This is a genomic window from Sulfuricurvum sp. (assembly GCF_022759005.1).
GTDB lineage: Bacteria > Campylobacterota > Campylobacteria > Campylobacterales > Sulfurimonadaceae > Sulfuricurvum.
Genome location: NZ_JAEMQA010000005.1, coordinates 1 through 8,219, shown reverse-complemented (window position 1 = coordinate 8,219; position 8,219 = coordinate 1). Strand labels below are relative to the sequence as shown.

Genomic DNA, 8,219 nt, shown 5'->3' with positions numbered 1-8,219 from the left:
TGAGACGAATGAGGTGATGCGTGTGGATGAGTTGGGATTGGTACATGGAGGATTTATTTTCAGTGCCGCCGATTTCGCCGCGATGGTCGCCGTGAATGAACCCAATGTCGTTTTGGCGTCATCAAATTGTCTCTTTTTGGCTCCTGTGAGAGTAGGGGATATGGTCAGTTTTGAAGCCACAGAACACCAAAAAGAGGGGCGTAAACGCAATGTCACGGTACGCGGCTTCGTCCACGACATCAAAGTGTTCGAAGGGGAGTTTAAAACCGTCATTACCGAACGCCATGTCTTGCGTTTGGATCTTTTGAAAAATCTTGAGAATTAAACGATTCTCAACCAATAATCGATATTTCGCTGTTCGGCTTTGACCGACGTAGGATTCCCATGCCCAGGATAGAGCGGTTTATCGATACTCCATCCTGCAAATTTTTGTAAACTTTCCCGCATTGATTCCGCATCAGAATACGGAAAATCCCATCGCCCGATAGAACCTTCAAATAAAAAATCTCCGCTGAATATCGCATCGCCGATCTCGATCATCGAACATCCCGGACAATGCCCAGGGAAATGGTGAAATTTCACCTCGATACCCTCTATATTGAATATCTGATCACCATCCACCGCGATGTCCGGTGTGGAGGGAGGAAGCTCTGGCATCCATGTGCTGTTTTGCAGTAGCATCATGTCCCCTTTGGGAGAGTAGAGGGGGATTTTTAGTTTCTCTTGCAATTCGCTGTTGCTCCAGACGTGGTCGAAATGGCCGTGGGTATTGAGGATAGCGATCGGGTTTTTGACATTTGCTATCACCCATTCGGTTGCCCCCATCCCCGGATCGATGATGATCTCTTTGTCGTCAATTTTTACGATGTAGCAGTTGGTTTGATAATCGCCCATCGGGCGTTTGAGGATTTCCATAAAGATACTCTTTTTTAGTCGGATTGTAGCATAAATAGGAAATTCGCACTTTACCCGATCGAAAACTTGACGTTGGATAGCTCTTCGGGCTTGTTTTTGTTCATATCGTATATCCCCTCGAAACTGTAGGGAAACTGCCCGTTAAACTCTCCGATCTTCGCTCCGCTTGCCGTCGTCTCGGCATAATAGAAATCTTTCCCCTCCATCGTGAGTTTGGCATTTAGAAACGGCACATTGCGGGTGTCGTTGATATGAACGGCGACGAAAACATGGTGGGGGACATAGACGAAACGGTAATCGATCCCCCGCTCATTCAGCAAGGAAGCAAAGAGGTTTGATTTATCGTCACAGTCCCCCCAGTTGCTTTTGACGACGGTGAGTGCATTTCGGCTCGTGTAGTCGGTGCGGTAAGGGATCGCGGTGACGTAGTCGAAAAGCTTTTGGGCTTCGCATCCGTCATCCCCGTTGCACCCTTGGGTAAGCTTCTCAGCGAGGGGGGCGAGTTCCCCTTTATGTGCCAGATTGGTTTTGATCACCATTCCGTTGAGTTCGATAACTCCTCGGTCATGGAGGCTCACAAATTGTGAAGAGTTTTCAGGATGATATGGGCGCAGATCGCGGGTTTCGACCCATGTCATCGACATTCCGACGTAGGTGAATACTCCAACGACTCCACCGACGCCCACAAGGCTCATAAAGCTTGCTTTGGAGGTTTGGATCGAGGGTTTTTGTGCCGATTTGAGAATCTCTCGGTAGACGAAGAATGCGATCAGCAAAATAACGGCGATTTTTATCCACAACTCCATAGAGCCTCCTTCGCCGATCGCTTCATTTTTTTGATTGCGAGTTCCCGCTTCAACGCACTGCTTTTATCGCTATAGGTTTCACGGTACATGAGAGTGACGGGACGGCGTGATCGGGTGTATTTTGCCCCTTTGTCGGAGGTATTGTGCTCTATGAGACGTTTTTCGACATCGACGGCTATCCCTGTATAGTAGGTATTGTCGCTGCATTGGAGGATGTAGAGAGTGTATGCTTTGTCGGATGATTTCATAAGGAGAGTATAGCAAAGATAACGATACAGACACGATATAATGGCACTTATGGAACTCTACAGCACTTTAGAAACCCTTTTAACGATCTCTGAACCGAAAGAGAAGATCAGACTTTTCAGAGAATTTTACGATGCGTACCGTCGCGGCGAAATTTCACGTGATGTAACCTCGATACCGATCATTTTTGCCACCCCTTCGTATCACGGGTATTGCAAGGTCATTGATCCTCAGGATGTCCCAAGACGGACAAAACTCTATACGCCTCACGGACAGATTTTATTGCTGCACGCGATTGCCCATATTGAATACAGCGCAATCGATTTGGCTTTGGATGCAGTGTATCGTTTTCGCGGATTGGGTGAAGCGTTTGAAGAGGATTGGCTTGTTGTCGCCGATGATGAGGTTCGCCATTTCGAGATGATCGTTACGCTGCTCGAAGAGCTAGGGAGCTATTACGGGGCGTTTCCTGTCCATGATGCGCTGTTTGAAGCTTCGCAGCGCACCCTCGATTTGTATGAGCGGATGGCGGTCGTCCCGCGCTATCTCGAAGCCAACGGTCTTGATGCGACCCCGCTGATATTGCGTAAATTAGAACCGTTCCAAAACGATCCGATAATTCAAAAGATTATCGCCGCACTGCATGTGATACTCGAAGAAGAGGTGGATCATGTCCGCAAAGGGGATGTTTGGTTCGAATATGCCTGCAAGCAGGAAAACAAAGAGCTTTTAAGTTATTTTGAGATTATCGAGAAGCACTATCCGAACAGTTTTCCCCGCAAAGTCGATGTCAACTGCGATGCCCGAAAACGGGCAGGGTTTGACCATAATGAGCTGGCTAAGATCTCATTAAACCGGTGTTGACATATTCGGCAACAAAAATGAGTTATAATACAAAACTTTAATACAATGATAAGGTCGCTTAGTGAGTAAATACGAACTCATCAGCCGTTATTTGATCGAATTCCTGAGTCAGGAAGTTCGTAAAACGGGACTGAAAAAAGTAGTGGTCGGATTAAGCGGAGGGATCGATTCGGCGGTGGTCGCCGTATTGGCGCATCGTGCGTTCGGAGATGATCTGCTCTGCGTCAAGATGCCCTCCCACTATTCATCGCAGAGTTCGTTAGATGATGCGGATGAATTATGTAACGTTTTTTCGCTTCGCTCAGAGATCAAAAGCATCGAACCGATGCTTCGTGCCTATGAGACCCCCGATATGTCGCCGCTTCGGGTAGGAAATCTCTCTGCACGGTTACGGATGGTAACACTATTCGATATTTCAGCGCGCGAGGGGGCGTTGGTTTTGGGAACCAGCAACAAAAGCGAACTGATGCTCGGATACGGGACACTCCATGGTGATTTGGCCAGTGCATTGAATCCGATCGGAGATCTGTACAAAACGGAAGTATTCGAATTAGCCCGCTATTTAGGGGTTCCGGAGTCGATCATCTCCAAACCCCCTTCGGCAGATTTATGGGAAGGTCAAAGCGACGAGAATGAAATCGGCTATCCCTACAGCGATTTGGATCGTGCATTAAAACGCTACGTTGAAGAGCGTCATACGCAAGAGGAGATGATTGCGGAGGGTGAAAATCCTGAATTAGTCGGTATGATAATAAAGAGAATTTATCAGAATCAATTTAAACGGCGTATGCCGATCATTGCGAAATTAACCTCGCGAACGCTTAATCATGATTTCAATTATCCTAGAGATATTACCCTATGAAAAAGGAAGCAGATATGAATATCCCATTTTACCGTGTAGAAGTTGGCGGAGATGAACGCGAAAAAATAGACGAAGTACTTGACGGAGAAGCCCCAAATATTATTGAAGATTTGGAAGCGGCGTTTGAATCGTATACGGGTGCCGGATATGCGCTGGCGACATCGCACGGAACGGCGGCATTGCATTTGGCGATGCTTGCGATTGATCTCAAGCGGGGAGACAAAGTTCTTTGTTCGATCAATGCGTATCCTTCAGTCCCTGAAGTCGTACGTCATTTCGACGCCGAACCGATTTTTATCGATATCAATCCCGATACGTTTACGATTGATTTGGACAAACTCGGAGCCTATTTGGCGGAAAACAAATCCAAAAAGCTCAAAGCGGTGATCGTCTCTCACGTGGCGGGTCAATGCATCGATTTGGATCGTTTGTATGCTATGGCAAAAGAGTATGAAGTCAAAATCATCGAAGATGCTTCGGATGCGTTGGGTGCGACTTACAACGGACAAAGAATCGGCTCTACGGGTGCGGATATCACCTGTTTCGATTTTAGCCCCCATTTGCGTCGAAACGTCTGCAACGGCGGTATGCTCGTCTGTGATGATGAGGAGATTATGGAACGGGCTAGGTCGCTTCGCAATCATGCGATGGTGACCGATGATGACGGATTGGGATATATCTACGACGTCACCGATATTGGAAGCCAGTACATGATGAGTCCGCTCGATGCCGCAACCATTTTGGTTCAGCTCGAAAAGCAAGATGAGATTATTGAACGCCAACGTGAGATTGCGGAGATTTACAATGAGCGTTTAGCCGATGCTCCGCATATTCAAACACCGATTGCTAACGACGAACATCCGTTTTCGCTCTATATCATCAAAATCGACAAAAACCGAGACTCGTTTGCACGCGAACTTGCCGCTCGCGGTATTGAGTGCGGGTTGCATTATATTCCGCTCCATTTGCTTAGCTACTATAAAACGAAGTATTCATTGCGTGTCAATGATTTTCCGGTCGCGCTTCGCAATTATCAGCAGGTTCTCTCCATCCCTAATTATGCCGCTTTGAGTGATGATCAGGTGGATGAAATCTGTGACGCAATTTTGGATGTAGCCTCTACTCGGGTTTGAAACGTTGGTTTGTTCAATGGGGCGAGAGGTATCTGTATAACCCCTCGTTGAGCCAAAAAATTCTCTCACTACTGCTTTTGCCACTTAGCTGGCTGTATTGCCTGCTGGCGTACATCCGCTATCTTCGCAGTTCTCCAAAATCGCAGGGAATACCGGTCGTCAGTGTCGGTAACCTCACCGTCGGCGGGACGGGGAAAACGCCTGTTGTCATCGAGTTGGCACGCCATTTTGACAAACCCGCTATCGTCTTGCGCGGTTATGGGCGAAAAAGTAAAGGGATGGTAGTTGTCAAAGACGAAACGACGATCCTCTGTGATGTCATCCGAAGCGGCGATGAAGCGATGCTTTATGCCGAATCTCTCCCTTCCGCGACCGTTATCGTAAGCGAAATCCGAGAGAGAGGGATAGCCGAAGCCAAGGCGATGGGGTGCGACGTTGTCTTGCTCGATGATGGCTATGGAAAACACTCGATCGAAAAACTTGATTTGGTGATTGCCGTACCAACGCAAAATCCGTTTTGTCTTCCATCGGGTGCTTATCGAGAGAGGCTATGGTTTGGGAAAAAAGCGATCGTATTGATGGAGAGGGTTGCGTTTCAACGCTCGGTCAGTATCAAAAACCCGACCGAAAAAATGGTACTGGTGACGGCAATCGCCCGTCCTGAACGGCTCGATCCGTATTTGCCTGAGGGGATAGAAAAAGTCTATTTCGAAGATCACCATTTTTTTACCCAAGGGGAGCTAGAGAGTATCATCAAACAGTACAATGCTACCAGCCTCTTGGTAACTTCAAAAGACTTCGTTAAAATGTCAATGTTTAAACTCAACCTATCTCTTTTGGATCTTTCCGTGGCGTTAGATGAAACCTTGATTAGTATAGTAAAGGAATATGTTCATGCAAAAAAAGATTGATACCGTCAAAACGTTGATGGACGCGATGCCGTTCATTAAAGAGTTTCGGGATGAAATCGTTGTTATTAAATACGGCGGGTCGGCACAGACATCAGATGAGCTGAAAGCCAAATTCGCCCAAGACATCGTACTGCTTTATCTTGTCGGGGTCAAAATCGTTATTGTACACGGCGGAGGAAGTCGTATTTCTGAGCTTCTCAGTAATCTGAAAATCCCGACCGAGTTTATCGACGGCGAACGGGTCAGCACGCCTGAAGTGATGCGGATTGTCGAGATGGTACTCAGCGGAGAGATCAACAAAGAGATCACCTCATTACTCAACTCCTATGGTGCCAAAGCGATCGGTATTAGCGGAAAAGATGCCCATTTCTTGCGTGCCAAACCCAAAGACGAGGAAAAATTCGGTCTGACGGGGCGGGTGGAGAGTGTCAATGCAGACGTAATCCACAACCTCTTACGCGAAGGTTTTGTCCCAGTCATCGCTCCGATCGGTTCCGATCCGATTGTGGGGCATCCGGGATACAACATCAATGCCGACCTTGCCGCATCGGCGGTTGCGGCGGCTATCGGTGCGTGCAAAGTGATTTTCATGACCGACACTCCGGGCGTTCTCAATAAAGACAAAGAGCTGTTTTCAACGCTCAACGAAGCGCAGATCGAAGCACTCAAAGCCGATGGGACGATTAGCGGCGGGATGGTGCCGAAAGTCGATTCATGCCTCGAAGCGGTCGATGCTGGGGTGCCAAAAGCACACATTATCGACGGACGGATCGAACACGCGATTTTGCTTGAGATGTTCACCTCTGAGGGTGTTGGGACACAGATTACTCTGTGATCCTTATGCTATATTTTTTTAAACCCACCGTAATTACCCCCGCGACCATCAGTGTCCCTATTGCAATCATCAAAAATATCGTCGATATGCTAAACCCTTTTCCCAGCATCAGCATCGTCGCTACAGCACCCGATACCATAAAGAGGGCATTGAGGATATTGTTCGCGGCGATGATGCGGGAGCGGGAGACGACGTCGCTTTTTGATTGCATCAACGCATACAAAGGGACGCTGTAGAGTCCGCCGAAGATTCCGATGAGGGTCAAATCCAAAAGGATATGGAAAAATTGCGGGTTTGAATATAGTGTTCCCGATGCGGTGAAGTGTGCTGCACTAAGGGAGAAATCGATTCCTGATAGCCCCATCCCAATCGCTCCGATCACCACAAGCGAAATACGCAGACTATGGTGGCTGAGCCGTTCGCACAGGAATGAACCCGCACCGATACCGAGGGTAAAGAGACTCAATAATAGGGTGACCGTCTTCTCATCTCCCATCAATACCGATTGAACGAAAGCGGGAAATTGTGACAAAAGAAGTGCTCCATAGAGCCAAAACCACGAGATGGCGAGAATTGATAAGAATACCATTTTATTACGGTAAGAGAGACGGATTGCCTGCGATGTCTGGGTAAAAATATTCAATGAAACTGTCGTGGTTGATGTGTGAGACGAAGGGGCAGCGGGAATATATCGGCTAAAGGCGTATCCGATCAAGGCGATAACGATGGAGGCTGTTGCAGCGATGATACCTCCGTTTTCGACTGCTGAGAGGGTGCCGCCGAGGATGGTTCCCAGCAAAATTGCGGCAAAGGTTCCCGATTCGACGAGAGCGTTTGCGGTGACTAACTCATTTTCGCCCATGTGTTGAGGAATAATGGAATATTTGATCGGTCCAAAGAGGGTGGAATGCATCCCCATACCGAAGATAACGATCATCAGCGTGACAAACGAGTGCATAGCAAATCCGATGAGGGCGAGGATCATCAAAAAGATTTCCCAGACCTTGACGATGCGAGCGAGCCGTGCTTTATCGAAGATATCGGCTATTTCACCGGCGATACCCGAAAACAGGAAAAACGGGAGAATAAAAATGGCACCGATCAGCGGAGCGAGGAGTGCAGAGGAGAGCGATGTCCACTCCGAGGCTTGAAACGTGAGTAATACCGCAAGGGTGTTTTTAAAGAGATTGTCGTTAAATGCCCCTAAAAATTGGGTTCCAAAAAGGGGAGCGAAACGGCGGGTTTTGAGAAGATAGAGGGGCGTACTCATGCATCTTCCGCCATCGATTTGAGGGTGACATAATCGATTTTCCCCGTACCAAGAACAGGGATCGATTCAACGTAGATTATTTTGCGAGGTATGGCGATCTCAGGATACCCGCCAATACGAGCGGCTTGTTGCAACGTATCGCGTTTCATCTTTTTATCGGTGGTAAAGAGGACGAGTGCTTCTCCTCTGGCTTCATCGCTTTGAGAAGATGCCGCATGAAAATATGACGGTGAAGCACTCTGAGCGAGTTTTTCGACCGATTCGAGCGAGATCATCTCTCCGGCAATTTTGGCAAACCGTTTTACCCGTCCGAGTATTCGGACAAATCCTTCCTCATCGATGGTGACGACATCTCCCGTATCGTACCAGCCATCGCC

General features: G+C 47.9%; 10 protein-coding genes and 1 pseudogene. 6 read left to right on the top strand and 5 right to left on the bottom strand.

Going from position 1 to position 8,219, the window contains the following annotated elements:
* Positions 1 to 325, top strand: a 325-nt coding sequence (locus JHC35_RS00330) for a hotdog domain-containing protein (RefSeq protein WP_295041325.1), incomplete at its 5' end; no start/stop codon positions are given.
* Here the strand turns inward: JHC35_RS00330 and JHC35_RS00325 are convergent.
* The 3 genes from JHC35_RS00325 to JHC35_RS00315 are packed head-to-tail and all read right to left on the bottom strand — an operon-like array spanning position 322 to position 1,969.
* Positions 322 to 915 carry an MBL fold metallo-hydrolase gene (locus JHC35_RS00325; RefSeq protein ID WP_295041323.1) on the bottom strand — a complete coding sequence of 198 codons (594 nt, stop codon included), beginning with the start codon at positions 913 to 915 and terminating at the stop codon, positions 322 to 324. The genes JHC35_RS00330 and JHC35_RS00325 overlap by 4 nt on opposite strands.
* Before the next feature lie 50 nt (positions 916 to 965).
* A complete protein-coding gene (locus tag JHC35_RS00320; protein WP_295041321.1) occupies positions 966 to 1,721 on the bottom strand; it encodes a transglutaminase-like domain-containing protein in 756 nt (251 codons plus the stop codon).
* Complete coding sequence (locus tag JHC35_RS00315; RefSeq protein ID WP_295041319.1) at positions 1,706 to 1,969, bottom strand: GIY-YIG nuclease family protein; 264 nt, start codon at positions 1,967 to 1,969, stop codon at positions 1,706 to 1,708. The genes JHC35_RS00320 and JHC35_RS00315 overlap by 16 nt, the downstream gene beginning before the upstream one ends.
* A gap of 40 nt (positions 1,970 to 2,009) precedes the next feature.
* Between JHC35_RS00315 and JHC35_RS00310 the strand changes: the two genes are divergently transcribed.
* The 5 genes from JHC35_RS00310 to argB all read left to right on the top strand — a co-directional run bounded on the left by JHC35_RS00310 (position 2,010) and on the right by argB (position 6,572).
* Positions 2,010 to 2,831, top strand: a complete 822-nt coding sequence (locus JHC35_RS00310) for a ferritin-like domain-containing protein (RefSeq protein WP_295041317.1) — start codon at positions 2,010 to 2,012, stop codon at positions 2,829 to 2,831.
* A 61-nt stretch (positions 2,832 to 2,892) separates the two neighbouring features.
* Positions 2,893 to 3,693, top strand: a complete 801-nt coding sequence (locus tag JHC35_RS00305; protein WP_295041315.1) for an NAD+ synthase — start codon at positions 2,893 to 2,895, stop codon at positions 3,691 to 3,693.
* Between the two features lie 14 nt (positions 3,694 to 3,707).
* Positions 3,708 to 4,826 (top strand): DegT/DnrJ/EryC1/StrS aminotransferase family protein, encoded by a 1,119-nt coding sequence (locus JHC35_RS00300; protein ID WP_295041313.1) that lies wholly within the window; start codon positions 3,708 to 3,710, stop codon positions 4,824 to 4,826.
* A complete protein-coding gene (locus JHC35_RS00295) occupies positions 4,823 to 5,737 on the top strand; it encodes a tetraacyldisaccharide 4'-kinase (RefSeq protein WP_295041311.1) in 915 nt (304 codons plus the stop codon). The genes JHC35_RS00300 and JHC35_RS00295 overlap by 4 nt, the downstream gene beginning before the upstream one ends.
* On the top strand, positions 5,721 to 6,572 hold the full coding sequence (gene argB, locus JHC35_RS00290) for an acetylglutamate kinase (RefSeq protein ID WP_295041309.1): 852 nt from the start codon (positions 5,721 to 5,723) through the stop codon (positions 6,570 to 6,572). Before JHC35_RS00295 ends, argB begins: the two co-directional genes overlap by 17 nt.
* Here argB and JHC35_RS00285 read toward each other — a convergent pair.
* Positions 6,562 to 7,842, bottom strand: coding sequence for an MFS transporter (locus JHC35_RS00285; protein ID WP_295041307.1), 1,281 nt, complete (start codon positions 7,840 to 7,842; stop codon positions 6,562 to 6,564). The two genes, argB and JHC35_RS00285, sit on opposite strands and share 11 nt — an antisense overlap.
* Positions 7,839 to 8,219: pseudogene (locus tag JHC35_RS00280) on the bottom strand (hypothetical protein); the annotation flags it as partial. The gene JHC35_RS00285 and the pseudogene JHC35_RS00280, both read right to left, overlap by 4 nt.

Bases quoted from the DNA above. Each gene is read 5' to 3' on its own strand.
- JHC35_RS00325 (WP_295041323.1), bottom strand. From the start codon at position 915: ATGGAAATCCTCAAACGCCCGATGGGCGATTATCAAACCAACTGCTAC.
- JHC35_RS00320 (WP_295041321.1), bottom strand. From the start codon at position 1,721: ATGGAGTTGTGGATAAAAATCGCCGTTATTTTGCTGATCGCATTCTTC.
- JHC35_RS00315 (WP_295041319.1), bottom strand. From the start codon at position 1,969: ATGAAATCATCCGACAAAGCATACACTCTCTACATCCTCCAATGCAGC.
- JHC35_RS00310 (WP_295041317.1), top strand. From the start codon at position 2,010: ATGGCACTTATGGAACTCTACAGCACTTTAGAAACCCTTTTAACGATC.
- JHC35_RS00300 (WP_295041313.1), top strand. From the start codon at position 3,708: ATGAATATCCCATTTTACCGTGTAGAAGTTGGCGGAGATGAACGCGAA.
- argB (WP_295041309.1), top strand. From the start codon at position 5,721: ATGCAAAAAAAGATTGATACCGTCAAAACGTTGATGGACGCGATGCCG.
- JHC35_RS00285 (WP_295041307.1), bottom strand. From the start codon at position 7,842: ATGAGTACGCCCCTCTATCTTCTCAAAACCCGCCGTTTCGCTCCCCTT.